The sequence below is a fragment of the Thermomonospora catenispora genome (genome assembly GCF_006363815.1).
Taxonomy (GTDB): Bacteria; Actinomycetota; Actinomycetes; order Streptosporangiales; family Streptosporangiaceae; genus Thermomonospora; species Thermomonospora catenispora.
Window position 1 is genome coordinate 61,231 of the sequence record NZ_RRYT01000020.1, and the last position, 22,819, is coordinate 84,049.

At 73.3% G+C, this 22,819-nt stretch carries 20 protein-coding genes and 8 tRNA genes; 14 read left to right on the plus strand and 14 right to left on the minus strand.

Annotated elements, in window-relative coordinates; translation table 11 throughout:
• Window positions 1-32 precede the first annotated feature (32 nt).
• On the minus strand, window positions 33-386 hold the full coding sequence (locus tag EIO00_RS16380) for an STAS domain-containing protein (RefSeq protein WP_140179903.1): 354 nt from the start codon (window positions 384-386) through the stop codon (window positions 33-35).
• 464 nt (window positions 387-850) lie between these two features.
• Here EIO00_RS16380 and EIO00_RS16385 point away from each other — a divergent pair, with 464 nt between their 5' ends.
• Window positions 851-2,152: an alpha/beta fold hydrolase gene (locus tag EIO00_RS16385; protein ID WP_140179905.1), complete on the plus strand. Its 1,302-nt coding sequence runs from the start codon at window positions 851-853 to the stop codon at window positions 2,150-2,152.
• A gap of 60 nt (window positions 2,153-2,212) precedes the next feature.
• Here EIO00_RS16385 and EIO00_RS16390 read toward each other — a convergent pair whose 3' ends face one another.
• Complete coding sequence (locus EIO00_RS16390) at window positions 2,213-2,656, minus strand: PGPGW domain-containing protein (RefSeq protein ID WP_140179907.1); 444 nt, start codon at window positions 2,654-2,656, stop codon at window positions 2,213-2,215.
• A 601-nt stretch (window positions 2,657-3,257) separates the two neighbouring features.
• Here EIO00_RS16390 and EIO00_RS16395 point away from each other — a divergent pair.
• Window positions 3,258-3,677 (plus strand): SsgA family sporulation/cell division regulator, encoded by a 420-nt coding sequence (locus EIO00_RS16395; protein WP_140179908.1) that lies wholly within the window; start codon window positions 3,258-3,260, stop codon window positions 3,675-3,677.
• A gap of 7 nt (window positions 3,678-3,684) precedes the next feature.
• Here the strand turns inward: EIO00_RS16395 and sthA are convergent, their stop codons facing one another.
• The 3 genes from sthA to EIO00_RS16410 form a co-directional block, all read right to left on the minus strand.
• Entirely contained in the window at window positions 3,685-5,100 is a 1,416-nt protein-coding gene (gene sthA / locus EIO00_RS16400; protein WP_140179910.1) for a Si-specific NAD(P)(+) transhydrogenase, read from the minus strand.
• A 163-nt stretch (window positions 5,101-5,263) separates the two neighbouring features.
• A complete protein-coding gene (locus EIO00_RS16405; RefSeq protein ID WP_422100050.1) occupies window positions 5,264-6,088 on the minus strand; it encodes an aminotransferase class IV in 825 nt (274 codons plus the stop codon).
• A complete protein-coding gene (locus tag EIO00_RS16410) occupies window positions 6,051-7,070 on the minus strand; it encodes a chorismate-binding protein (protein WP_140179912.1) in 1,020 nt (339 codons plus the stop codon). Before EIO00_RS16410 ends, EIO00_RS16405 begins: the two co-directional genes overlap by 38 nt.
• A gap of 151 nt (window positions 7,071-7,221) precedes the next feature.
• Here EIO00_RS16410 and EIO00_RS16415 point away from each other — a divergent pair.
• The 3 genes from EIO00_RS16415 to EIO00_RS16425 all read left to right on the plus strand — a co-directional run bounded on the left by EIO00_RS16415 (window position 7,222) and on the right by EIO00_RS16425 (window position 7,466).
• A tRNA-Gly gene (locus tag EIO00_RS16415) sits at window positions 7,222-7,294 on the plus strand.
• A 24-nt stretch (window positions 7,295-7,318) separates the two neighbouring features.
• Window positions 7,319-7,393 (plus strand) — tRNA-Cys (locus EIO00_RS16420).
• Between the two features lies 1 nt (window position 7,394).
• A tRNA-Val gene (locus EIO00_RS16425) sits at window positions 7,395-7,466 on the plus strand.
• Between the two features lie 236 nt (window positions 7,467-7,702).
• On the opposite strand, the gene EIO00_RS16430 is transcribed toward EIO00_RS16425, so the two are convergent.
• Both EIO00_RS16430 and EIO00_RS16435 read right to left on the minus strand, forming a co-directional pair.
• Window positions 7,703-7,779 (minus strand) — tRNA-Arg (locus EIO00_RS16430).
• A gap of 141 nt (window positions 7,780-7,920) precedes the next feature.
• Window positions 7,921-7,996 (minus strand) — tRNA-Met (locus EIO00_RS16435).
• 555 nt (window positions 7,997-8,551) lie between these two features.
• Between EIO00_RS16435 and EIO00_RS25285 the strand changes: the two genes are divergently transcribed.
• Window positions 8,552-10,897 (plus strand): Sir2 family NAD-dependent protein deacetylase, encoded by a 2,346-nt coding sequence (locus EIO00_RS25285; protein ID WP_161602740.1) that lies wholly within the window; start codon window positions 8,552-8,554, stop codon window positions 10,895-10,897.
• A gap of 91 nt (window positions 10,898-10,988) precedes the next feature.
• A complete protein-coding gene (locus EIO00_RS16445) occupies window positions 10,989-12,041 on the plus strand; it encodes a hypothetical protein (protein ID WP_140179915.1) in 1,053 nt (350 codons plus the stop codon).
• Between the two features lie 115 nt (window positions 12,042-12,156).
• Here the strand turns inward: EIO00_RS16445 and map are convergent, their stop codons facing one another.
• The 3 genes from map to EIO00_RS16460 all read right to left on the minus strand — a co-directional run bounded on the left by map (window position 12,157) and on the right by EIO00_RS16460 (window position 14,432).
• The gene (gene map / locus EIO00_RS16450; protein ID WP_140179917.1) at window positions 12,157-12,924 is read right to left on the minus strand and encodes a type I methionyl aminopeptidase; all 768 of its coding nucleotides are present in this window, start codon (window positions 12,922-12,924) and stop codon (window positions 12,157-12,159) included.
• A 117-nt stretch (window positions 12,925-13,041) separates the two neighbouring features.
• Window positions 13,042-13,512, minus strand: a complete 471-nt coding sequence (locus EIO00_RS16455; RefSeq protein WP_140179919.1) for an SRPBCC family protein — start codon at window positions 13,510-13,512, stop codon at window positions 13,042-13,044.
• Between the two features lie 188 nt (window positions 13,513-13,700).
• Complete coding sequence (locus EIO00_RS16460) at window positions 13,701-14,432, minus strand: helix-turn-helix transcriptional regulator (RefSeq protein WP_241661395.1); 732 nt, start codon at window positions 14,430-14,432, stop codon at window positions 13,701-13,703.
• 297 nt (window positions 14,433-14,729) lie between these two features.
• On the opposite strand from EIO00_RS16460, the gene EIO00_RS16465 reads away from it, so the two are divergent.
• Window positions 14,730-15,626: an aldo/keto reductase gene (locus EIO00_RS16465; RefSeq protein WP_140179922.1), complete on the plus strand. Its 897-nt coding sequence runs from the start codon at window positions 14,730-14,732 to the stop codon at window positions 15,624-15,626.
• A gap of 191 nt (window positions 15,627-15,817) precedes the next feature.
• On the opposite strand, the gene EIO00_RS16470 is transcribed toward EIO00_RS16465, so the two are convergent.
• Window positions 15,818-16,804, minus strand: coding sequence for a YbgA family protein (locus tag EIO00_RS16470; protein WP_241661396.1), 987 nt, complete (start codon window positions 16,802-16,804; stop codon window positions 15,818-15,820).
• Between the two features lie 644 nt (window positions 16,805-17,448).
• Here EIO00_RS16470 and EIO00_RS16475 point away from each other — a divergent pair.
• Entirely contained in the window at window positions 17,449-17,847 is a 399-nt protein-coding gene (locus EIO00_RS16475) for a hypothetical protein (protein ID WP_140179924.1), read from the plus strand.
• 96 nt (window positions 17,848-17,943) lie between these two features.
• Window positions 17,944-18,615 carry a DUF6766 family protein gene (locus EIO00_RS16480; protein WP_140179926.1) on the plus strand — a complete coding sequence of 224 codons (672 nt, stop codon included), beginning with the start codon at window positions 17,944-17,946 and terminating at the stop codon, window positions 18,613-18,615.
• A gap of 20 nt (window positions 18,616-18,635) precedes the next feature.
• Here the strand turns inward: EIO00_RS16480 and EIO00_RS16485 are convergent, their stop codons facing one another.
• Both EIO00_RS16485 and EIO00_RS16490 read right to left on the minus strand, forming a co-directional pair.
• A complete protein-coding gene (locus EIO00_RS16485; RefSeq protein ID WP_140179928.1) occupies window positions 18,636-19,121 on the minus strand; it encodes an MSMEG_6728 family protein in 486 nt (161 codons plus the stop codon).
• A gap of 122 nt (window positions 19,122-19,243) precedes the next feature.
• On the minus strand, window positions 19,244-19,780 hold the full coding sequence (locus EIO00_RS16490) for a DUF6328 family protein (protein WP_140179930.1): 537 nt from the start codon (window positions 19,778-19,780) through the stop codon (window positions 19,244-19,246).
• 130 nt (window positions 19,781-19,910) lie between these two features.
• Between EIO00_RS16490 and EIO00_RS16495 the strand changes: the two genes are divergently transcribed.
• The 4 genes from EIO00_RS16495 to EIO00_RS16510 all read left to right on the plus strand — a co-directional run bounded on the left by EIO00_RS16495 (window position 19,911) and on the right by EIO00_RS16510 (window position 21,089).
• A tRNA-Gly gene (locus EIO00_RS16495) sits at window positions 19,911-19,983 on the plus strand.
• Between the two features lie 27 nt (window positions 19,984-20,010).
• Window positions 20,011-20,081: transfer RNA gene (locus EIO00_RS16500), tRNA-Cys, on the plus strand.
• A gap of 11 nt (window positions 20,082-20,092) precedes the next feature.
• A tRNA-Val gene (locus tag EIO00_RS16505) sits at window positions 20,093-20,164 on the plus strand.
• Between the two features lie 580 nt (window positions 20,165-20,744).
• Window positions 20,745-21,089, plus strand: a complete 345-nt coding sequence (locus EIO00_RS16510; RefSeq protein WP_140179931.1) for a hypothetical protein — start codon at window positions 20,745-20,747, stop codon at window positions 21,087-21,089.
• 63 nt (window positions 21,090-21,152) lie between these two features.
• Here EIO00_RS16510 and EIO00_RS16515 read toward each other — a convergent pair whose 3' ends face one another.
• Window positions 21,153-22,430 (minus strand): tetratricopeptide repeat protein, encoded by a 1,278-nt coding sequence (locus tag EIO00_RS16515; RefSeq protein WP_241661397.1) that lies wholly within the window; start codon window positions 22,428-22,430, stop codon window positions 21,153-21,155.
• Between the last annotated feature and the right edge of the window lie 389 nt (window positions 22,431-22,819).

Genomic DNA, 22,819 nt, shown 5'->3' on the forward strand with positions numbered 1-22,819 from the left:
CGTCCTGCGGGTCTCCCGGGGACCCGCGGGGGCTAGCGGCCGGTCGGGCGATGCGCGCGGACCGGCCGCGGCCCCATCGGCCGGATGTCGAAGTAGCCGTAGAACCCGCTGGCCTGCAGCAGCTTGCGGAGCTGCGGACGCGGGCCGACCAGGGCCAGGGACTTGCCGTGCAGCCGGGCGCGGCGGCGGACGGCGATCAGGACGCGCAGCCCGGCGGAGTCCATGAAGCCGACCCGCGACAGGTCCACCACCAGGCCGTCCTCGGCCAGGAGGAGCCCGCGGACGAGGTCGATGCACAGCCGGTGCGCGGTCATCGCGTCCACGGTGCCGACCACCCGAGCGATGATCTGACCGTATTCGGGGTTCAAGATCGTGCGCAGGTCCATACGGACCTCCCATGCATGATCGGGGATGCGGCCGGGGGGCGGGCCGGTCGACGTCCTCGCCGACGGCGCGGCCGGTGCGGGCCGGGCGCGAGGAGCGTGCTGCTCGTTCGATGCGGATCGCCGCCTGGGGGAAGCGGATCGTGTTGTGAAGCGGCGTCGGGCGCCCGGCGGCGGGGTCGTCACCCCATGAATCGACAAAACAGTACAAATCCGACTGTACCCCACTCCTTCTCCGGCCGGACGATCATCAAAGCCTCCGAGGAGACCCGCCGTCGGACGGGGAGGAACCGACCCCCTGCGGAGGAGCGGGGCGGGCGATTCGCCGGCCGGCGTCGGCGCGGAGCGGTTGTGGCCCTCCAGGCCCCCGCCGGGCCCCGGATGGGCGCGCGCACAGAACGCGCCCGGCGCCGTTGACCCCCGCGGCGCGCCCGCCGGACGCTGTGCCCGACGACGAGGAGGGCGCGATGGTACGCAGGCTCGTGGCGCTGCTGGCGACGCTGCTGCTGGCGGGGGCGCTCGCTCCGCCGGGTCAGGCCCGGGCGCGCGCACCGCACAGACCGGTGATCTTCGTGCACGGGTTCAGCGGCTCGGGCGGTCAGTTCGAGACCCAGGCGCGCCGGCTGACCTCCAACGGCTACCGGGGCGACCTGATCGAGGCGCACGAGTACGACTCGCTGTTCCAGGAGAACACCCGCGAAGAGGTGTACGCGGCCCTGGACGCCCGGATCGACCGGCTGCTGGCCAGGTCGAGGGCGGACAAGGTGGACCTGCTGGCGCACTCGCTGGGCACCGTCCTGATGCAGGAGTATCTGCGCAGCTCGCCGAAGCGCGCGGCGAAGGTCGCGCACTACGTCAACCTCGACGGGGCCCCGTCGGCCGACCCGCCCGGCGGGGTGCCGACGCTGGCGGTCTGGGGCGAGGGCTCGCCGGAGCGCCGGATCGGCGGCGCCCGCAACGTCCGCCTCCCCGACCAGGCGCACACCGAGGTGGTCACCTCGAAGGAGACGTTCGCCGAGTTCTTCGCGTTCTTCACCGGCCGGGCCCCGCGCACCACCGAGATCACCGCGGAACGCGGGGCGATCGCCCTCTCGGGCCGGGCCGTGCTGTTCCCCAGCAACCTCGGAGCCGCGGGCGTGCGGCTGGAGGTCTATGAGGTGGACCCGCGGACCGGCCGGCGCCGCACCCGCCTCCCGGTGGCGATCCGGACGACCGGGCGGGACGGGTCGTGGGGGCCGATCCCGGCCCGGCCCGACGCGCACTACGAGTTCGCCCTGGTGTGGAGTCCCACCTCGGTGCACCACCTGTACTTCCAGCCGTTCCGTCGCTCCGACCGGCTGGTGCGGCTGCTGACCGGCCGCCCCGGCGAAGGGCTGTCGGGACTGATGGAGACCGGGGACCGGCACGTCAATCTGGTGATCAGCCGGCAGCGCGAGTGGTGGGGCGACCAGGGCGCGGCGGGCGACTCGCTGCGGATCAACGGCCGGGAGGTGCTGAACGCCGCCAACGCCCCGCGCGCCGAGCGCGTCATCGGGATCTTCGCGTTCGACGCGGGCGTCGACCGGATCACCGACCTGTCCGAGCCGCTTCAGCCGTTCTTCGGCCAGCCCTTCATGACCGGGATGGACGTGTACGTCCCGGTCGGGCGGCCGGTGACCGTGACGGTCCGCCCGCGCGGCGGGAACGGCGAGGTCGACACGCTGACGGTGCCGGGCCTGCCCTCCAGCGGGCATCGGATGAGCCTGCAGTTCGACGATCACCTGGGCTGACCGGCGGCCTCACGACGAGGGCTCCGGGGCGGTGCGCCGGAGCCCTCGGTGCGCTCGCGCTCAGGGCTTCGCGTCCCAGGGGGTGTAGTCGGTGATGTTCCAGGGCAGCGTGAACTCGTAGATCACGAGATAGGCGATGATCAGGGCGCCGGCCAGCAGGCCGCCGACCACCGCCAGGATCGTGTTGCGCCTCTTCGTGCGCGGATCGAGCGCCTTCTCCCTGGCCTTCTCCGCGGCGGCCTTGGCGCGGTGCAGCGCCCGCTGCGCCCAGGCGAACTCCGTGGCCAGGATCGCCAGCCCGACGATGATCCCGAGGATGCCGGGGCCGGGGGCGATCATCATCACCAGCCCGCCGGCCAGCACGGTGACGCCGACCGTGAACACCCCGATCCGCCAGGTGGTGTTGAGCAGCCGATTGCGTCGGATGAAGGCGCGGAACCGCTGGAACCGGCCGGCGACCGCCTCGGTGGCGTCCTTGACGGCCTCCCCCGCGTCCTCTGCCATGTCCCCGACCGCTTCGGCCGTCTGGCGCATCATCTCGGCCTGTCTCGTGCGTCCGTCGTCACCGCTCGCCACGTTGGAACCTCATGTGCTCTCCCCGGCCGAAGGCCACGGTCGTTTTCCGCTCCACACGGCCTGACGTCTCAGAGTACTGATCAGTGCCCGCCCGTCCGGGGGCGGGCGGCACGGCCGTCCGCCCGCCCCCGGCCGACCGCACCGGGTACGACGCACCGGCCCTGTGCCCGGTTCACGGTATTCGTTCCACCGGCCTGATCGCATCGGGTCTCCGGCACCGGCGACCCGGCCCGGGTCCGGCGAGCCGAGGACGGATCCGGCGGACCGGGACCAGCGGGACACCGCGCATGCGACACGGCGGAAATCTCCGCCCTTCCGGGCGAGAAGGATGCCAAGGAATGATCCGCCCAGGTCAGGGCACTGTTCTTAGGAACAGGGGAAGGACCGCGACGGACGACAGCAGAGGAGTGTTCCCGCAAGTTCGCGCAGTTACGCCAGGTGGAACCCGGGGACATGGGAGGCAGGGAATCCGTTCAGCTCCGATGGAGGAGCCCGCGCGAGCGGGACCGACGTTCTAAGGAATTGGGCCATGAACCGCAGCACGATCGTCTCGGCCGAGCTCGCCCTCCGGCTCGTCGTCCCCGATCGCACGACCGTTCCCCTGCTCGCCGAGATGGAGTACGCGGCCGACGATCCGTACGCCGTCCGCATGCTGTTCTACGCCGGCAACGACGATCCGGTGGAGTGGATCTTCGCACGGGAGCTGCTCACCGTCGGCATCGTCCGCCGGGTCGGCGACGGCGACGTGCAGGTCTGGCCGGGCGAACCGGACGACGACCGGATCGTGCACATCGCGTTGTCCTCCCCCTTCGGGGACGCGCTGTTCGAGGTGCCGCTGCCGCCGATGGCCGACTTCCTGCACCGCACCTACAAGGTGGTCCCCGCGGGCAGGGAGCCGGAGTTCATCGACATGGAGGCCGAGCTGGAGAACCTGCTGTGGTCCTCCTGAGCCCCGCCTACCGCTCCGGCTCCTGTTCGAGCAGCGCGATCTGCCGCAGCTTGTTCGTCGCGTCCAGCGCCGCGACCTTGTACGCCTCCGCCAGCGTCGGATAGTTGAACACGGCGTCGACCAGATAGTCGACCGTCCCCCCGCACCCCATCACGGTCTGCCCGATGTGCACCAGCTCGGTCGCCCCGGTGCCGAAGACGTGAACCCCCAGCAGCGACCGGTCCTCAGGGGACACCAGCAGTTTGAGCACTCCGTGGGAGTCCCCCATGATCTGCCCGCGGGCCAGCTCCCGGTACCGCGCCACCCCCACCTCGAACGGAACCTTGGCGGCGGTCAGCTCATCCTCGGTCCGCCCCACGAAGCTGATCTCCGGAACGGTGTAGATCCCGATCGGCTGCAGGTCGTGGATCCGGCTGACCGGCTCTCCGCACGCGTCGTGCGCCGCCAGGCGCCCCTGCTCCATGGAGGTCGCCGCCAGCGACGGGAACCCGATCACGTCGCCGACCGCGTAGATGTGCGGCACCTGGGTGCGGAATCGCTCGTCCACGGCGATCCGGCCGCGGGCGTCGGCGCTCAGCCCGGCGGCCTCCAGGCACAGCTCGTCGGTCACGCCCTGCCGCCCGGCCGAGTACATCACCGTGTCGGCGGGGATCTTCTTGCCGCTCTCCAGTACGGTCAGCGCACCCCGCGGACGCCGCTGCACCGCCCGCACCGTCTCCCCGAACCGGAAGGTGACCGCCAGATCCCGCAGGTGGTACTTGAGCGCCTCGACGATCTCCAGGTCGCAGAACTCCAGCATCCGCTCGCGCCGCTCCACCACCGTGACCTTGGTGCCCAGCGCGGCGAACATGGAGGCGTACTCGATCCCGATCACGCCGGCGCCGACCACCACCATCGTGTCCGGCACCCGCTCCAGCCGCAGGACCCCGTCAGAGTCGATCACGGTCTGATCGTCGAACTCCACGCTGTCCGGACGCGCGGGGCGGGTGCCGGTGGCGATGACGATCTTGTCGGCGGTGACCTTGCGCTCGTGCCCGGTCTCGTCCATCACCCCCACCGTGTGGGGGTCCAGGAACCGGCCGGTGCCGGTCAGCACGGTGACCCGGTTGCGGGAGAGCTGGCTGCGCACCACGTCCACCTCGCGGTTCACCACGTGGCGGGTGCGCATGGTCAGGTCGGCGATGGTGATCTCGTCCTTGACGCGGTAGCTCTGCCCGTACAGCTCGCGCTGGTTCAGCCCGGTCAGGTAGAGGACGGCCTCCCGCAGCGTCTTGGACGGGATGGTCCCGGTGTTGATGCAGACGCCGCCGATCATGTTCCGCCGGTCGACGACCGCGACACGGCGACCGAGCTTGGCCGCGGCGATCGCCGCGCGCTGGCCGCCGGGCCCGGATCCGAGCACGAGGATGTCGAAGTCGTACACGCCCCTCAGTCTGCCGACCATCGGGCGACCGCGGAGGAATTTCAACGATCGTGTCTTATGGGAGGAGATCCCACCAAACCCGTCTCAAGCAGACGCACACCTGCGATCGCCCTCCTCGGGCCGGTCTCCGGATCGGCCGCGGGCCGCGGCGGGCGGCCGTCGATCAGGGGTCGACGTCCTCGGCGGAGCGGGCCGCGAAGACCTCCATCGCCTTGGCGGTCACCGGGCCCGGGGCGGCCGGCAGCTCCACCCCGTCGATCGCCTTGATCGGCTGGACGTCGCGGGTCGTGGAGGTCAGGAACGCCTCCTGCACGCCGGTGAACTCCTCCAGCGGCACGTCCTCCTCCTCGCCGCCGCACCACTCCAGCACCAGCGCCCTGGTCACCCCGGCCAGGCATCCCGCCGACAGCGGCGGGGTGACCAACCGCCCGTCCCGGACCACGAACACGTTGGAGCCGGTGCCCTCGCACAGGTTCCCGGCGATGTTGCCGAAGATCGCCTCGCCGCCGCCGCGCTTCTTGGCGTACGCCAGGGCCAGCACGTTCTCGGCGTAGGAGGTGGTCTTCAGGCCCGCCAGGGCGCCGTGCTCGTTGCGCCGCCACGGCACCACGCACACCTCGGTGACCGGGGGGAGCGGCTTCTGCTCCGCCACGATGATCGTCGCGGTGGGCTCCTCGTTCCCGCGGTCGGACCCCAGCGGGCCGGCGCCGCTGGTGTAGGTGATGCGGATCCGGGCCAGCGGCCAGTCCGGGGACGCCGCCAGCGTCCGCCGCACCCCCTCCCGCAGCATGTCGGCGTCCGGTTCGGGCAGCCCGATCCCCGCCGCCGACCGGGCCAGCCGCTCCAGGTGGCGGGTCAGCGCGAACGGCTCTCCCCGTACCGCCTTGACGGTCTCGAACACCCCGTCGCCCACCAGCATCCCGTGATCGAGCACCGACACGCGGGCGTCCTCAGGGTCGCGCAGCACCCCGTTCACCCAGATCTTCACCTGCAGCCACCTCCAACAGCCGAGCCGCCTTCAGCTCGGTCTCACGCCATTCCCGGGCCGGCTCCGACCCCCACGTTATGCCCGCCCCCGTTCCGAATCTCAGCAGGCCCTCCTGCGCCCAGAAGGTGCGTATGCCCACCGCCAGGACGCCGCGCCGGGCGTCGGCGTCCACCCAGCCCACCGCCCCACAGTACGGCCCCCGGGGCTCCGGCTCGAGCCGGTCCAGCAGCGCCAGCGCGCTGGACTTCGGCGCGCCGGTGACCGAGCCCGGCGGGAAGGTCGCCGCGATCAGCTCGGGCCAGCCCGCGCCGGACCGCAGCCGCGCCCGCACCGTGGACACCAGATGCACCAGGCCGGGGTGATGCTCCACCGCGCACAGCGCCGGGACCTCGACCGTGCCGACCTCGGCGACCCGGCCCAGGTCGTTGCGGACCAGATCCACGATCATCACGTTCTCGGCGCGGTCCTTGGGCAGCAGGTCGGCCTCGGTGCGCCCGGTCCCCTTGATCGGCCTGGACTCGACCACGTCCCCGTTCCGCGACAGGTACAGCTCCGGCGAGGCCGAGGCGATCTGCAGGCCGGGCAGCCGCAGCGTCATCGCGTGCGGGGCGGGGTTGCCGCGGGCCAGCCGCGCCCCCAGGCCGGTCAGGTCCGCGTCCGGCGGCGACGGCGCCGACAGCACCCGGCACAGGTTGGCCTGATAGACGATCCCGTCGGCGATCGCGTCCCGGATCTCCCGGACCCCCGCCAGATAGGCGCCCTCGTCCAGGGACGAGGTCCACTCCCCCGGCCTCGGTCCCCGCCAGGGCCCACGGGGGTGGGGCGCCCGCCGCACGTCGGTGAAGCGCGCGCAGGCGACCTCGCCCTCATAGGTCACCGCCACCGCCCACCAGCCGCTCGACTCCAGCGCCGTCAGATCGGCGGTCACCTCGGCCAGCCCGGTGGCCAGCACCCCTCCGACATGGGCGAACGCGTCCGTCATGGGGCAAGTGTCCCGCCTGCGACGCGCCGCGCGTCCCCCCTGGTCGCCGGTTCGGCGGGAAACCGGTTTGGGGAAGCGGCCCACATTCGCTAGTCTTTTCTGCGTCAGCGAGCGGCGGATCTTCCGCAGGGGGATCTTCCGGGAGCGACAGGCGGACGTGGCTCAGTTGGTAGAGCATCACCTTGCCAAGGTGAGGGTCGCGGGTTCGAATCCCGTCGTCCGCTCTAGGAGGCCGCGGGGCCTCACGCGGTGGAGTGGCCGAGCGGCCCAAGGCAACGGCCTGCAAAGCCGTACAACCACGGGTTCAAATCCCGTCTCCACCTCGGGCGGTTAGCTCAGTGGGAGAGCGCTTCCCTGACACGGAAGAGGTCACTGGTTCAATCCCAGTATCGCCCACGCGACCGGCGGGCCGGTGTGGAAGGCGACGACAGGAGCCGACCGCACCGGCCCGTACGCATTTTCGGGCATTCCGGACCTTTCCAGACCGCACACCGGCCGGGGCCCTCTCCGGCCGCCGGATGACGCGCCGCTCCCCCATCGCCCGGGCGTGACCGCGCCGCTCGACGGCGCCCCGCACTCCGGACGCATCCGGCCGGCCGGGCCGCCCCGCCCGTCCGGAGGATCCCGCGCGATGGCACCCTCGGCAGGACTCGAACCTGCACCCGCCGGCTTCGAAGGCCGGTGTCCTGTCCGGTTGGACCACGAGGGCATCGTTCCGTCGGCGGCACGGCCGTATGGACGACCGTGCCGCCGACGGAGCGAGCCGGACGGGCGGGGCCGAGTCCGCGTCTCACCGCCCGCCGGCTCGCCGCCCGTGACGGGCGGCATCGGGTCATAGCGATGACATCAGTGGCGCAGGCCGGATTCGAACCGGCGATCTCGGGTTTATGAGACCCGCGGGGACGACCGAACTCCCCCACTGCGCTCCGAGCCGCTGAAACGTTTTCCCTCCGCATCGCCCGACGCGAATCCGGGCCCCTTGCGGCGGGACGTACGGCGGCTGCCGGGAAATCCGCCGAACGCGGTCCTCCGGCCGTATGAAGCCCGTCGATTTCCGCGTCCCGCGACGACCCGGGAATGTCGGCTCCGGGCCGGGAAACGTCATCCGCTATGGAATTGTCACGGCGGGACGACCCGCTCGACGACGCTGCCCCGAGCGGGGTCTCCGCAGAGCACCGCGGACGTGCCGGCGTCCCCGGGACGGCGTCCGACGCCATGAGAAAAGCCGCTCCGAATGTCCTCCGGAACGGCCTTCGAACAGCGGGAAAGGGCTATTCGAAGGCGTCGTCCGGAGCGATGCCGCACCGCGGCGCCGGCCGCATGCGAGCGGCGAAGCGCCTGTTCACGTCATCACCTCCGACCTTTCCGGCGTCACCATCACGGTACGTTCCCCCTCGCCCGGGGTCAACGGAATTTCCCGGCGCATCGGGATCAAATCCGATCGCCGCTCATCTGCGCGGCGGCCAACGCGGCCGACATGCATGAGAAGGCGCACGAGAATCCGCCCGAGCGGGTGCGCGGGTCTCTCGGATGGTCGTGCTGACCGGGGCGGGGATCTCCACCGACTCCGGCGTCCCGGACTACCGGGGCCGTCGGGGATATGGACCCGGGATCCGGAGCCGGCCGAGATCTTCCCCCATGAGCGCTTCGTCGCCGACCCCGAGGTCAGACGCCGCCATTGGCGGCACATCGGCGAGCCGTACCGGGCCGACGTGCGGCCGAACGCCGCGCATCGGGCGCCGGCGAAGCCGAAGGCGTCGGGCGTGGCGGTGCGGATCCTCACCCAGAACGTCGACGGGCTGCACCAGAAGGCGGGGTCGTCGCCGCGCAAGGCGGTGGAGCTGCACGGCACGCTGGCGACGACGCACTGCCTGAGCTGCGGCGCGACCGAGCCGACGGCCCGCGCGCTGGAGCGGGTCGCGGCCGGCGTCGGCGACCCGCCCTGCCCGGGGTGCGGCGGCGTCCTCCAGCCGTCCGTGGTGATGTTCGGCCAGTTCCTCGACCCGGAGACGTCGTCGCCGGCGCGGAACGTCGCCGCCCGCAGCCGGCTGTTCCCGGCGGTCGGCACGTCGCTGACGGTGGAGCCCGCCGCTGGCCTGTGCGCCCTCGCCGTGGAGCACGGGGCGACGCTGGTGATCGTCAACCGCGATCCCACCCCCTGCGACGAGCCGGTCGCCGAGGTCGTCCGCGAGCCCATCGGCACCGCGCTCCCCCGGATCTGCGCGGCTCTGCGGTCGGCCGCCGCCCAGCGCCCGGAGGGGCCGGCGGCCCCCCTCGAGCGGCCCGCCGGCGGGCGCGGACCGGTGGGGGTGGAGGCCGCCCGCGGACCGGTCCGCCGGGCCGGGCGCCGGCGCGGAGGTGACTTCCCGCAGAAGGGGAAGGGTGTCCCTCGTCCCGGCCCATCGCCGGTGAAGGAGGCGACCATGGACGTGGTGCCGTTCCGGACCCCCGGACTCGGGGACACCAGTTATCTGCTGGTGCACGAGGGGATCGGGGTGCTGGTGGACCCGCAACGCGACATCGACCGGTTCCTGGACGCGGCGGCCGAGCGGAACGTGACACTGCGGTTCGTCGCCGACACCCACCTGCACAACGACTATGTCTCCGGGGCCTGGCAGGCGGCCCGCCGGACGGGCGCGGAGCTGGTGATGCCGGCCGCGGCCGCGCCCGCCTACCCGCACATCCCGGCCTTCCACATGGAGGACATCAAGGGCGAGGCGGGGCTGGTGCTGCGGCCGATCCACACTCCCGGCCACACCCCGGAGCACACCAGCTACCTGGTGCTGATCGACGGGGTCCCGGTGGCGCTGTTCTCCGGCGGGAGCCTGCTGGTGGGCTCGGCCGGACGCACCGACCTGCTGGGCGAGGAGCGCGCCGCCAGCCTGGCCCGGCTGCAGCACCGGTCGCTGCACCGGCTGGCGGGCCTGCCGCGCGAGGTGCTGGTGCTGCCCACGCACGGGGGCGGCTCGTTGTGCACGACGGCCGAGCCGGGGGCGGCGACCTCCACGATCGGCGCGGAGGCGGACGGCAACCCGCTGCTGGCCGTGCGGTCGCCGGAGGAGTTCGCCCGGCGGCTGCTGGCGCATCCCCGGCCGATCCCGGCGTTCTATCGGCGCATGGGCCCGCTGAACGTGCGCGGAGGGCCGCCGATGCCCTCGCCGGACGTGCCGGTGCTGTCCGCCGCACGCCTGCCGGCGGACGTGCAGGTGGTGGACATGCGGCCGCGGGAGGCGATGGCGGCCGGGTTCCTGCCGGGCGCGGTGGGGATCGAGCTGGGCGAGGACTTCGGCTCCTGGGCGGGCTGGCTGCTGTCGCCCAGGACGCCGCTGGTGCTGGTCGCCGAGCGGGGACAGGACGTGACCGAGGCCGTCACCCAGCTGGCGCGGGTCGGACTGGACGCGGTGGCCGGGGTGGTGACGGATCTGAGCGGGGTCGAGACCGTCTCGTTCCGGGTGGCCGATCTGGACGCGGCGGTGCGGATGGCGCGGCGGCCCGACGTCCAGGTGCTGGACGTTCGGATGCCCTCCGAGTACGAGGAGGGCGTCGTCCCGGGGTCCTTCCGCAGGTTCCTGCCCGAGCTGTTCGCCAAGGGGCCGCCGAAAGGGCTGGATCCCGCCCGGCCGGTGCTGGTGGCGTGCGCGTCGGGTCGCCGTTCCACCATCGCCGCGTCCCGGCTGTGCGCCTGGGGGCACGCCCCGGTCGTGCTGTCCGGGGCCGGCGCGCCCGAGCTGGCCGCGCGCCTCGCGGAGGCTCCGGCCGGGGCCGCGGCCCGCGACCTCCCCCGAAGCGCCCGCCCCGCCCGCACGGCGCGTCCGGACGGCGGCTGAAGCCGCCGGGCGGTGCGCCCGCGGGCCGGACGGCTCTCGATGCACGGGCACAAGGGGGATCCGGCTGAGATCATGTCCGCGGAGGGAGCCGATGGCGGTTTTCGCGTGCGCGGGCTGTTCGGCCGTGCTGACGGTCCCGGTCTCCCGGGTGGAGCTGCCCGATCACGTCCATCAGCAGTACGGGTACGGCCTGCTGCCCGCGGCGATGGAGCCGGGGACGTACGCGGTGGACCCCCATCCGGGCGGGCCGCCGTGGCTGGCCTGGGAGGAGGTCGGAAAGGCGGGGGCGGCGGCGCGCGGATGGCATGCGCGGCGGGACGTCGTGTCGGACGGACCGCGGGGAAGGATCGTGCTCGCGCCCGGCGATGTCCGCGGCACCGTGCCGGTCCCGGAGTGGGACGACGGCCACTGCTGCGGCCTGGCGGGCATGAACGGGCCGAACATGATGTGCGGACGATGCGGCCTGGCGGTGGCCACGCGGATCGACGACTGCGGGCTCTGGCAGGCGGTCTGGTTGGAGCCGCAGGCCGTACGGCGGGTCGACGACGGCGCCGAGCGGCCGGTGGCGGGCTGGGCGGAGCTCCTGGAGGATCCGCCGTGGATCCCGCCGGTGGAGGAGTCCGGCCGGTGGAGCCCGCGGTGGGCGGCCTCGGCGGCGGTCGCGCTGGCGCATCTGCTGGCGGCGTCGGGCGGGGCGGGGGTGGCGCTCCCCCGGGGCCGCCTGTTCTCCCTGACGCTCGGGCGGGCCGTCCGGGAGCCGGTCCCGGCGGGATCGCCGGCCAAGACCCTCGCGCCGGCCGGGCCGGGGCTGCCCGATGCGCACGCGGACATCGTCATGGTCCCCCGGCACCCGCAGACCGGCGAGCCGTGGGCCCGCGCCGCCGGGACGATCGTGCCGCTGGCCGCCGGGGTGTGGTTCCCGCTGGCCTTCCCGCGGGAGCGGCGCCCGGCCCCCAGAGCGACAGACGGGGAGGCGGCCGGCGACTTCATGGAAGGGGCGACGATGCCGCCGGACCGGACGTTCCGCCCCGATGGGAAGGTGTTCCTTCAGACCCTGGCGCGGCTGCCCGCGGTCCGCGAGCCGTGGCTGCGGGCTATCTACGAGCGCTGCCGTTCCGCTCCCTGGAGCGCGCCCTTTCAGTAGGCCTCCTCCCCCGCCCGAAGGCGGGGTCTCCTCAGGGGTGTCCGATGACGACGCGTCCCGGGCGCATCCCCGCCCCGGGTCCGGCGCCCGTGACGACCCCTCGCGCCGCGGGGCGTCAGAGAAGGGTGAGGATCTGAGGGCCGTCGTCGGTGACGGCGACGGTGTGCTCGACGTGGGCGGCGTTGCCGCCGTCCGCGGAGCAGACCGACCAGCCGTCGGAGGCGATCCGGTACTCGTCGCGGCCACCGGCCATCAGGCTGGGTTCGATGGCGATGACCAGGCCGGGACGCAGCCGGAGACCGCGGCCGGGGCGGCCCTCGCTGGGCACGAACGGATCTTCGTGCATGGCACGGCCGATGCCGTGGCCGGCGAAGTCGTTCTGGATGCCGTAGCCCGCCGAGCGGCCCACCCGGGACATGGCGTGCCCGACGTCTCCGAGGGTGGCCCCGGGGACCGCGGCGGCGATGCCGGCGGCGAGCATCCGCTCGGCGGTCTCGATCAGCGCCAGGTCCTCCGGGCGCGCGGCGCCGACGGTGAAGCTGACCGCGGCGTCGGCGTGCCAGCCGTCGATGTGGGCGCCGCAGTCGACGCTGAGCAGGTCCCCCTCGCGCAGCCGGTAATCGGTGGGCAGGCCGTGCATGAGGACGCCGTTGACGGAGGTGCAGATGACGCCGGGGAACGGAGTGGCGCCGAACGGAGGGTGGTAGCCGAGGAACGACGAGCCGGCGCCCGCCTCGGCGATGATCGTGCGGGCCAGCTCGTCCAGCTCGCGCAACGACACGCCGGGCGCGGCGGCCCGGCGGATCCGGGCGTGAACGGCGGCCACCACCCGGCCCGCCGCTCGCATGGCGTCGATCTCCCCGGGCGTCTTCAGCTCGATCACGGATGTCCTCTCCACGAACTGGTAGATAGTAATACTGGTATTACTATTCCAATCCGTGATCGTCCGCCGACGCCGGCACGGCGGGGCGCACGCGTCCCGCCGTGTCCGCCCGGCCGCTCACCGGGAGGCGAGGATCTCGTCGAGCTTTTCGAAGCCCTCGTTCACGCCCTGTCGCATGCCCGAGGCGGCCATCCCGTCGCGGTCCTCCACGGACTGGAACACCGAGGTGCCCACGTACCGGGTCCGGCCGTCCCCCAGCCGCTGGAACTCGGCGGTCTCCAGCGTGACGTGACCGGGCAGTCCCTCCCACTCGAAGGTCTGCACGATCCGACGCGGCGCGGTGACCTCGTGGAAGCTGCCGTGGAATCCGTCGCTGCCGTCCGGGCCGGACGTCTCGTACCGGTAGGAGCCGCCGGTCCGGGCGTCCCAGCGATCGATGGACAGCGTGTAGCCGCGCGGCCCCATCCAGCGGGCGACGGTCTCCGCGTCGGTGAACGCCTCGAACACCGCGTCCGGCGGCGCGTCGAAGACCCGCTTGATGACGATGTCCTGCCTGCCGGGCTCGATGACGAACTCAGTCTCGGCCATGATGTGCTCCTTCGCACTCGTGCCGTATCCGGTGTCGTATCTGGTGGATTGCCCGGACAGGCCGATCGAACTGGACGGCACGGGGGAGGGCTCCCGCGCCGAGGGGATCGCCGTCGACGCCCACGAGCGCATCGGGACGGCCCGGAGGCCGCCGGAGCCGCGTCGCCTCTCCGCCGGACCGCTCGTCGTCACGGCGCGGCCGTCGGCTGGGCGGGGCGCCGCTTCAAAGCCGCGTCCTCGGTCGCGGCCCACACGCCGAGGAGGCACAGCGCCTCCGCGGAAGGGGAGCCGGGTTCGGCCGAGTAGGCGTAGATCCAGCGCTCCCCGTCCTGGAGCTGCAGCGCTTCGACGTGCAGGGTGAGCTCGCCGACGACGGGGTGGCGGAACCGCTTGGGCCCCCGGCACCGGGTGTCGACCTCATGCTCGGCCCACCAGGTGCGGAACTCAGGGCTGGCGACGGACAGCTCGCCGATCAGCGTGTGCAGCCGCCCGTCGCGCGGGTAGCGGCCGGCGGCCTCGCGCAGGACGCCGACGGTCACGCGCGCGTGCATCTCCCAGTCGACCAGCAGCTCGCGCGCCGCGGGGTCCAGGAACACCCAGCGCGCATGACTCGCCCCCGGCTCCAGGCCGGGCAGCAGGGCGCGTCCCAGGGGGTTCGCCGCGTGGACGTCGCCGCGCACATCGACCACGATCGCGGGGATGCCGAGGTCGTCGAGCATCAGCCGGGTGGCCGCGTCCAGGGGCGCGAGCCGCGGCTCGGCGGGCTCGGAGGCGGCGGCCGCAGAGCGGACGAGGTTGTGCAGGTACCGCCGTTCGACCTCGGCCAGCCGCAGGGCGCGGGCGATCGCGTCGAGCACCTGGTCGGACGGCTGCAGGTTCCGGCGTCCCTGCTCCAGGCGCGTGTAGTAGTCCAGGCTCACCCCGGCCAGNCAGGTTCCGGCGTCCCTGCTCCAGGCGCGTGTAGTAGTCCAGGCTCACCCCGGCCAGCATCGCGACCTCCTCGCGCCGCAGCCCCGGGACGCGGCGCCGGCCGGCGGTCCGGATGCCCACGTCCTCGGGCCGCACCCGCGCACGCCGGGTGCGCAAGAACTCCTGCAGCTCGCCGTTCTTGGTCATGGTTCCACGGTAGGCGCGAGGCGCGCCGGAAGGGTGGGTCTGTGCGTCCCAGGATCACGCCGCCTCTGGCCGTGGGGGTGAGCGGGCCCGATGCTCGAGCCATGACAGCGATCGAGCAGACCGTTTCCCTCGGTGACAAGGCCGTACGACGCATCGGGTTCGGCGCGATGCAGCTCGCCGGCCCGGGGGTGTTCGGGCCGCCCAAGGATCCGGACGCGGCCCGCGCCGTCCTGCGCCGCGCCGTCGAACTCGGCGTCGATCACATCGACACGGCGCAGGTCTACGGCCCCGACGTCGTCAACGAGCTCATCGCCGAGGTGCTGCACCCTTACCCGACCGGCCTCCTCATCGCCACGAAGGTCGGCGGCGCCCGCGACGAGACGGGCGGTTGGGTCCGCGCCTCCCGCCCGGAGCAGCTCCGGGCGACCCTCGAGCAGGATCTGCGCACCCTGCGGCGCGACCGGATCGACCTGGTGTACCTGCGGCTGGGGGTCGGGGGCGGCGGGCCGGCCCCCGTGCCGCTGGCCGATCAGCTGGGCGCCCTGACCGAGCTGCGGAAGGAGGGCAAGGTCGGCCTCATCGGCCTGTCCACGGCCTCGGTCGACGACCTCCGGGCGGCGCTGGCGATCACCCCGATCGCCGCGGTGCAGAACCCCTACGGCATCGGCAACCGTGAGGACGAGCCGGTGCTGGAGCTGTGCCGCGAGCACGGCATCGCCTACGTCCCCTACTACCCGCTCGGCTCGGCGTTCACCGGCGGTCCGCAGGCCCTCGCGAGCGACCCGGTGATCGCGTCGGTGGCGGCCAAGCACGACGCCTCGGCCTCCCAGATCGCCCTGGCGTGGCTGCTGGCCCGCTACGACCGCATGCTGCCGATCCCCGGCACGAGCTCGCTCGCGCACCTGGAGGAGAACGTGGCCGCCGGCCGCATCGCCTTGGACGAGGAGGACCTGGCCGCTCTGGAGAACGCCGGTCATCTGGGCGCCCCGGCCTTCTGAGCCCGGCCCGCCCGGCCCGCTCGCGCGGCGCTCCGAAGGGGGACGGACGTCGGCACGGCGGGCCGGGCGCGGCGAGGTCCCCGGGGAGACGGGGGCGGGCCGCGGAGCGGCCCCGCACCCGGGGGCCTCGCAGACGGCCGGCGCCCTCGACGCCTCGAACGCCGCGGACTTCCGCCCGCCCGGGGCGCGGCCTAGGGGCGATGCGCGAAGAGGTCGGCCGGGAAGGGGTCCAGATAGGTCTGCCGGGACAGATAGCCGAGCCCTTCGCCTTCGGCGTGGTGGCGCAACAGGGCGATCGGGACGCTCAGCGGCGCCCGGCCGCAGTGGTACGCCTCGATCGCGGCGAGGATGTCGCGGCGGCGAACGGCGTCGAGGCGGCCGCTGACGAACCCCAGGACATGCTGGAGCGCGTTGACGTGACGGCCGCGGTCGGCGCGCACGGCCAGCGCGGCGGTGAACGCGCGACGGTAGTCGGCCTCCAGTTCGGCGGGATCCCGGGCCCCGGCCTGGGCGACGATCCGGCCCGTCTCGCGGTAGCCGACCGGTGCGTGCGCCAGCAGCTGCATCTTGTGCCTGCCGTGGAATTCCACCAGGTCCCGGGGGCGCCAGCCGCCGCTGAAGAGCTCCCGGAGTCTGGCCTGGGCGAACACGCGCTCGATGAAGTGCTCGCGCAGCCGCGGGTCGCGCAGCCTGCCGTCCTCCTCGGCGGGCAGCTCCGGGAGCGCGTCACAGATCAGGTCGGCGAACAGGCCGCGGCCCCGGCGGTCCGCCGGCCGCCCGTCGTCGTGCCCGTCGGGACTCCCGGGCGCGTACCGGGGCAGGTTCCGCAGCCCGCAGCTGGGAGAACGCGACTTGAGCACATACCCGTCCAGCCCTTCCAGCAGGGGGATCCGCTCCTCGGCCAGCCGGGTCATGGCGGCGGTGTGGTCGGCCGAGCCGTCCTTGGTGACGAGCCTGCCGTCGGTGAGCAGGCGCAGGGTGGGCCGGGGGGCGCCCAGACCGATCTCCATCTCCGGGCAGACCGGGACCCAGTCGACGTGGCGGGACAGCTGATCGGTGAGGAACCGGTCGCGGCTGTGGCCGCCGTTGTAGCGGACCGGTGCGCCCAGCAGGCAGCTGGACACCGCCAGCCGGGGACGGGGGTGTCCTCGTCCGGTGGCGGGCGCGGGAGCGCTCACGAGGGCTCTCGCCTTCCGGACGGCCCGCGGTCCGGTCGCCGTCCTGGGATCATGCGCACCACTCCACGTCGCTGGTCGTTCGACCGTTCCTTTCCCGTCCACGGCGACGAGCACCTACAAGCACCTGCAAGAAGGACAAAAGTGATGAAAATCCCGTCCCGTCGGGCCGTTCTCCGTGGAGCCCTCCGCGAGCCCGCGCAGGCGCGGCCGCCTTGATCCCGCCGCGCACGGGCCAGGGCCCGGGCGGCGCACTCCACCACGCCCATGCCCGGGCCCTCCCGGGGCGACGACCGTGGCCTGGGGCCTCGAGATGACCGGCCGCCGCGCTCCCGGGCCGAGGCCGCGCTCCCTGGATCGCCGCCAGGCCCCCGGCGGGCGAACGCCCCGCCCATGAGACCGGGAGGTCCATGAGAGCGCACCGCTCCGGGGGCCGTGCGGGGCTTCGGAGGACGTTGTGGGGGGCATGCGCATCCGATCGGATCGGCTGGTGCCCCTCACATGACGGCCGAGGGGGCGGACTCCGTCGCATGCCCTCGGCCGGGCGACGGGCTCCACCGCCCCGGTCCGGGGCGGTTCGGCGCCGGCCGACGGCCCGCCACGGCGCCGGGGCGATATCCGAGGATTCTCCCGGGAACGGAGCAGTCATGCCGGACACCGCCCGCGGTCACGCGGTCTCGGCGCTGTTGACCGTGGCCGCCGTGGCCGCTGCATGCTCCGTCCGGGACGCCGGGGCGGCGGAGGCCGCCACCGCCCTGTTCGCCGCGGTGCAGCGGGGCGACGGCCGGGCGGCGTGCGCGGCCCTGTCGCCCAAGGCCGTCTCCAGCGTGGAGACCGGCGGATCGCGGTGCCCGGAGCGGATCCTCACGTTGGGGCTGCGCGGCGGGCCGATCCATGACGTCCGCGTCTGGGGCGACCGGGCGCGGCTGCGGGCCGGCGAGGACACGGTGTTCCTGGTGAGGCTGTCCGGGCTGGGCTGGAAGGTCGCCGCCGCAGGATGCCGGCCGCGTCCCGGCCGTCCGTACGACTGTGATGTGGAGGCGTGAGATGCGGGCGATCTTCTTCCTCATCATCGCGGTGGTGGTGCTCGGCAACGCCTGCTTCATCACGATCGGGCTGCTGCACCGCTGAGCGGAGAGAGCATGGGCTTCCTGCGCCGCAACTCCTTGACGCTGTGCTTCCTGCTGCTGATGGCCGGGGCGCTGGTCGGGCAGGCGCTGGCCGGATTGGCCGACCGCAACGAACGACAGCGCGCCGAGGGCGCCGACGCGATCTCGCTGGGCGAGTACGTCACCTCCGCGTCCTACGCGGTGGACGTGGCCGAGAACTGGCAGTCGGAGTACCTGCAGTTCTTCCTGCTGATCTTCCTGACGGTGTGGCTGGTGCAACGCGGGTCGCCGGAGTCCAAGGAGCCGCGCAGGGCCGGCGCCGAGAGCGACGAGGAGCAGCGGGTCGGGCGGCACGCCGCCGCGGACTCTCCGGAGTGGGCCCGCGCCGGCGGGCTGCGCGGCCTGGTGTTCTCCCGGTCGCTGGGCCTGGTGATGGGGGCGTTCTTCGTGCTGTCGTGGACGGCCCAGTCGGTGGCGGGATGGGCGGCCCACAACTCCGACAGGCTCGCCCGCTACGAGGACGACCTCTCCTGGGGCGAGTACCTGGCGTCCCCGGACATGTGGAACCGCACGTTCCAGAACTGGCAGTCGGAGTTCCTGGCCGTGGCGTCGATGGTCGTGCTGTCGATCTACCTGCGGCAGCGGGGGTCGCCGGAGTCCAAACCGGTCGGCGCCCCGCACGGCGCGACCGACGTCGAGGGCTGATCCCCGGCGCCGAGGGCCGGTCACAGAACGTCCGGAAGGCGGGCGGGGCGGTCTGAGGCGGGCCACACGTACGGCAGGTCGTCGGGGACGCCGGGGAACAGCGGCCCGTAGTGGGCGGGGTCCTTGCGCAGCAGGGACGACTGGTGGCTGCGGTGGAAGGAGGGGTCGCCCAGCCAGGGCGGCAGCTCGCCCGCCCGCTCCAGATCCTCCTGGGTGCGGACGCGGCGGACGCCGGTGCCCCGGGCGAGGTCGGCGAGGAGGGTCGCGGCGCAGGTGTCGGCGCGACCGGCGGAGCACCATTCACGGCAGATCTCCAGGCCGTAACGGGTCAGGGCCTCCTCATAACCGGCCCACATCCGCACGGCCGGATGCCGCCGCCAGCCATAGCCGGGAACGGTGAGCCCGCGCAGCACCTGGACGGTCTCCACCCGCTGCTTGCCCAGGCGCCGGGCGTCCAGCACCCGTGCGGTGGCCGCGAAATCCGGATACGGCAGGAACGTCTGCATCAGCGTTCCCTTCCCGATCGCACGGAGTCGTCCGCCTTCCCTGCCCGTGATCCGCGGCCTTGCGCCCCGGTCCCGTCCACGCCCACGGCCTCCGGCCGTTCCGCACGTCTCCTCGAACGGCCTCATCCGGCCGCGCCGGCCCCCGGAGGCCCCTCGTCGATCCGGCGGGCGCCACCGCCGCGGCTCCTGCGCAGCAAGGGGTCCAGAAACCACAGCCACAGCGCCAGCGCGGCCAGCGCCGCCGCGGTGAGGACCGGCAGCACCCCGTCGAACAGGTAGTCCAGCACCAGCAGCGTCGCGGCCATCATCGACACCGCCAGCGCCGACGTCCCGATCATCCCGTAGAGGTTGGCCCGGTGGACCAGCTTCTCCTTCATGCCCCTGCGGAACAGCACCCGGTGCTGCGCGGCCGGGGCTATGTAGAGCATGGAGGCGACCGCGGCGCTCACCAGCGCCACGTAGAACAAACCGCGGTCGGCCGCATCGACCTTGGCGAACCCCGGGGCGAAGGGAACGGTCAGCAGGAACGCGAACAGCACCTGGACCCCGGTGACGGCGACCCGGAACCCCTGGAGCAGCTCCATGAAGTTGCGGTCGGCGCGTTCGGCCGGGGTCTCGGGGGGAGATGCCGTCCGCAGCCGCGGACCTTCACTCGTCATGGGCGTGTTTTACCGCCGCCAGACCCGGGTAAACCCGATCTTCGCGGGCGCGGACACGCCAGGTGCGCATCCGCCCGCGGATTCCGCTACAGTTACCAGTGCAGCGCCGAGCACGACTCGGAAGCGGCAAGCGGACGTGGCTCAGTTGGTAGAGCATCACCTTGCCAAGGTGAGGGTCGCGGGTTCGAATCCCGTCGTCCGCTCTGGGGCCCCGCAGCGCGGCCTCACTCGGTGGAGTGGCCGAGAGGCGAGGCAACGGCCTGCAAAGCCGTGTACACGGGTTCAAATCCCGTCTCCACCTCTACCTGACATGGGCGATTAGCTCAGTGGGAGAGCGCTTCCCTGACACGGAAGAGGTCACTGGTTCAATCCCAGTATCGCCCACGCGTTCGGCGGGCCGGTGCGTCCGACGTCTGAAAGGCGTCGTTCCGCACCGGCCCGTACTCATGTCGCGCTCGTCACCCGCTTTCGTCCCTTTCGGTTTTCCGGTCCTTCCCTTCGGTTCTTCCGGGCTTCCGGCGGTCGTCGGCCGCGCGGACCGTGAACCTCACCGGACCGCCGCCGACCGGCGGCGCCGGGCCCGACGGGCCGCTCCGGTCGAGGCGGACGGGCGTGCGCGCCCGAGGCCGCGGGGCCAGACCGGTGGGCGGGGGCGTCCGGGGCGGACGCACCGGCGATGGGCCGGCTCCGCTCGGGCCGGGGCTGCGGGCGGGCGGTCTCGGCGGGATGCGGGCCCGGCTCCAGCCGGGTTCCGGTGGGGTTCGCGGTCCGGTCCGGAGGATGCGGCGGAACGCCTCATCGCCGGGGAAGGGTGGCCGGGTCCTCCTCGGGGTAGGAGCCCTGAGTCGAGCAGCGTTTCCGCAGCGGCGGGGCGGGGTCGGTCCCGTGTTCCCGAGGCGTCGAGTCGTGGGCGGCCGGTCCCGGAGCGGCCCCGCCCCGCCGCGGAGATCCAGGGGGAGTCGCCATGCCCCGAGCCGTCCCGGTGCCGCCGGGGATGCGGTTCACGACGTCCAAGCGGGTGACGCCGCAGGATGTGGACCGGGCCGAGGAGACGGTCAGACGGGTGCTGGCCCGCGTTCCCGACCGGGTGCTGTCGGTGCACGTGACGTTGGACCGGCGGACCGATCCGGTGGGGCCGAGCCCGGCGCTGGTGCGGATGCGGGTGGAGCTGGCCGGGCGCTGTGCGGACGCGCAGGCCGCCGCGCCGGCCATGGAGCGGGCGGTCGCGCTGGCCGGTGAGCGATTGCGGCGCCGGCTGGAGTCGACCGGCCGGGACCGAAAGGGCTCGCGACGCCGGGTGTCCTCCTGAGAAGGAGGCCGGAGGGAGGCCCTCTGCGGCGCCGCCCGGCCGATCCCGCGGACGCCGGGTCCGTCAGGCGAAGCGGGCGCTGGGGACCGGTCCGGGAGAGTCGACGCTGCGCCGGGGCCCCTGGGCCGGCCACAGGTGAGCGACCCTCGCGACGAAGGCCGTGAGGGCTTCGTCGGGATCAGGCGGGGCCTCGCCGTCGCCGGGGACGGGGGCGGGGTCGGCGGCGAGGATGTCGGCGGCCAGCTCTTCAGGGGGCCGGGTGTCCGGAGGAACCGTCTCGCTCTCACCGCCCGGCCGAAAGAGCGTCTTCTCGTCCCAGGGGGCGATGGCCACCTGGTGGAGGAACGTGCTGATGTCGGCGCTGACGCCCGACGGGTCGGTCCAGCAGGTGGCGTGTTCGAAGAGGATCTGGCCGGAGGTGCGCCGGTAGAGGGCCGACAGCAGCTCCTCGGAGGCGTCGCCGAGGTCGTAGGCGACCACGAGGGTGTCGGTGCGGGAGGGGTCGAACTCCTCGGCGGGGAGGGCGAGGAACCGGGCGGCGGCCAGCCCCAGGGCACGGCTGCCCTGATCGGGCAGGAGCGAGACCGTCCGGGGGATGCGGCCCGCGGCCTCCAGGACCATGCGCAGCCGCAACAGCGCGCGGTGGCACTGGCCGAAGGAGTCGGTGGTGTAGGCGTAGCGCCCGATCATGCTGCCGAACCCGAACGGCGACAGCGTCAGCACGATGCCGCCGGTCATGGCGAACTGCCAGCCGCGCAGGTCCCGAGAGTCCATGGGACCGGCCGAACGCGCCGCCCGGGCGCGGTCGATCATCCGGGCGAGACGGTCCCGCGCGGGAGACCAGCGCTCGTCGTCGGGGACGGGGAGGGCGGACGCCTCCTGCGCGGCGCGGTCGATGTCCCCCGCCAGGAGGGCGTTGTAGGCCAGCAGGTAGCGATCCGGCCAGGGGGCGAGCAGCGCCTCGTGCTCGGTGAGGACGGTGACGGCCTCGCCGTGGCGGTGGCCGCTCTCCAAAGCGGTCACCAGTTCACGGACGATGCCCATCTCGCCGGGAGCCAGGGCCAGCGCCTCCCGGAGCGCCACGGCGGCCACGGCGAAGGCGCCGTGCTCGACGCAGGCGTAGCCGTAGTCGAACAGCGCCCGCGGGTCGCGGGGATCGGCCGCCACGGCGGACGCGGCCCGGACCAGATCGGTGAAGCCCATCAGCTCGGCGGCCCGGCCGACGAGCGGGGCGACGTCCCCGACGGGCAGCCGCTCGGCGGTGAGGCGCAGATGCCGCATGAGCCCGGGGACGTCACCGGCTTGGGCCAGCTCGTGGGCCTTGGCGAGATCGTCGTCCATGCCGACGTACGCTACTTCGCCGGACATACGGCGATCATCCGATTTTCCTCCCGTTCGTTGCACCCATTCCGGGTCTCGCAGGATCCGTCGCCGACGCGGCGAGGGAACACCCCTTCCCGAAAAGGGATTTCCTTCACCCTTTCACTTTTCGGTAAAGATCCCGCGACATGCGGGTCCCTGTCCCGGACCCACGTCACGGCCGTTTCCGACGCCCTCGACAGGAACGGACGATCGTCGGACGCGATCCCCGGGCCGGGGAAACGACGTCCTGCGCCGTGCTCCCTCGGGTCGCCGCGCTCCCTCGGGTTCCGGCGATATGCGTGCTCGATGCGCTCCCGCGCGGTCGACGCCGACGCGCGCCGGAATCGAACAAGGGGCGCGACGCGGGC

Coding starts and splice junctions, on each gene's coding strand:
- EIO00_RS25285 (WP_161602740.1), top strand. CDS start 8,552: ATGAGAAGGCGCACGAGAATCCGCCCGAGCGGGTGCGCGGGTCTCTCG.
- EIO00_RS16475 (WP_140179924.1), top strand. CDS start 17,449: ATGCCGGACACCGCCCGCGGTCACGCGGTCTCGGCGCTGTTGACCGTG.
- EIO00_RS16410 (WP_140179912.1), bottom strand. CDS start 7,070: ATGACGGACGCGTTCGCCCATGTCGGAGGGGTGCTGGCCACCGGGCTG.
- EIO00_RS16380 (WP_140179903.1), bottom strand. CDS start 386: ATGGACCTGCGCACGATCTTGAACCCCGAATACGGTCAGATCATCGCT.
- EIO00_RS16385 (WP_140179905.1), top strand. CDS start 851: ATGGTACGCAGGCTCGTGGCGCTGCTGGCGACGCTGCTGCTGGCGGGG.
- EIO00_RS16480 (WP_140179926.1), top strand. CDS start 17,944: ATGGGCTTCCTGCGCCGCAACTCCTTGACGCTGTGCTTCCTGCTGCTG.
- EIO00_RS16455 (WP_140179919.1), bottom strand. CDS start 13,512: ATGGCCGAGACTGAGTTCGTCATCGAGCCCGGCAGGCAGGACATCGTC.
- EIO00_RS16465 (WP_140179922.1), top strand. CDS start 14,730: ATGACAGCGATCGAGCAGACCGTTTCCCTCGGTGACAAGGCCGTACGA.
- EIO00_RS16390 (WP_140179907.1), bottom strand. CDS start 2,656: ATGGCAGAGGACGCGGGGGAGGCCGTCAAGGACGCCACCGAGGCGGTC.
- EIO00_RS16510 (WP_140179931.1), top strand. CDS start 20,745: ATGCCCCGAGCCGTCCCGGTGCCGCCGGGGATGCGGTTCACGACGTCC.
- EIO00_RS16490 (WP_140179930.1), bottom strand. CDS start 19,780: ATGACGAGTGAAGGTCCGCGGCTGCGGACGGCATCTCCCCCCGAGACC.
- EIO00_RS16515 (WP_241661397.1), bottom strand. CDS start 22,430: ATGGACGACGATCTCGCCAAGGCCCACGAGCTGGCCCAAGCCGGTGAC.
- EIO00_RS16485 (WP_140179928.1), bottom strand. CDS start 19,121: ATGCAGACGTTCCTGCCGTATCCGGATTTCGCGGCCACCGCACGGGTG.
- EIO00_RS16395 (WP_140179908.1), top strand. CDS start 3,258: ATGAACCGCAGCACGATCGTCTCGGCCGAGCTCGCCCTCCGGCTCGTC.
- EIO00_RS16445 (WP_140179915.1), top strand. CDS start 10,989: ATGGCGGTTTTCGCGTGCGCGGGCTGTTCGGCCGTGCTGACGGTCCCG.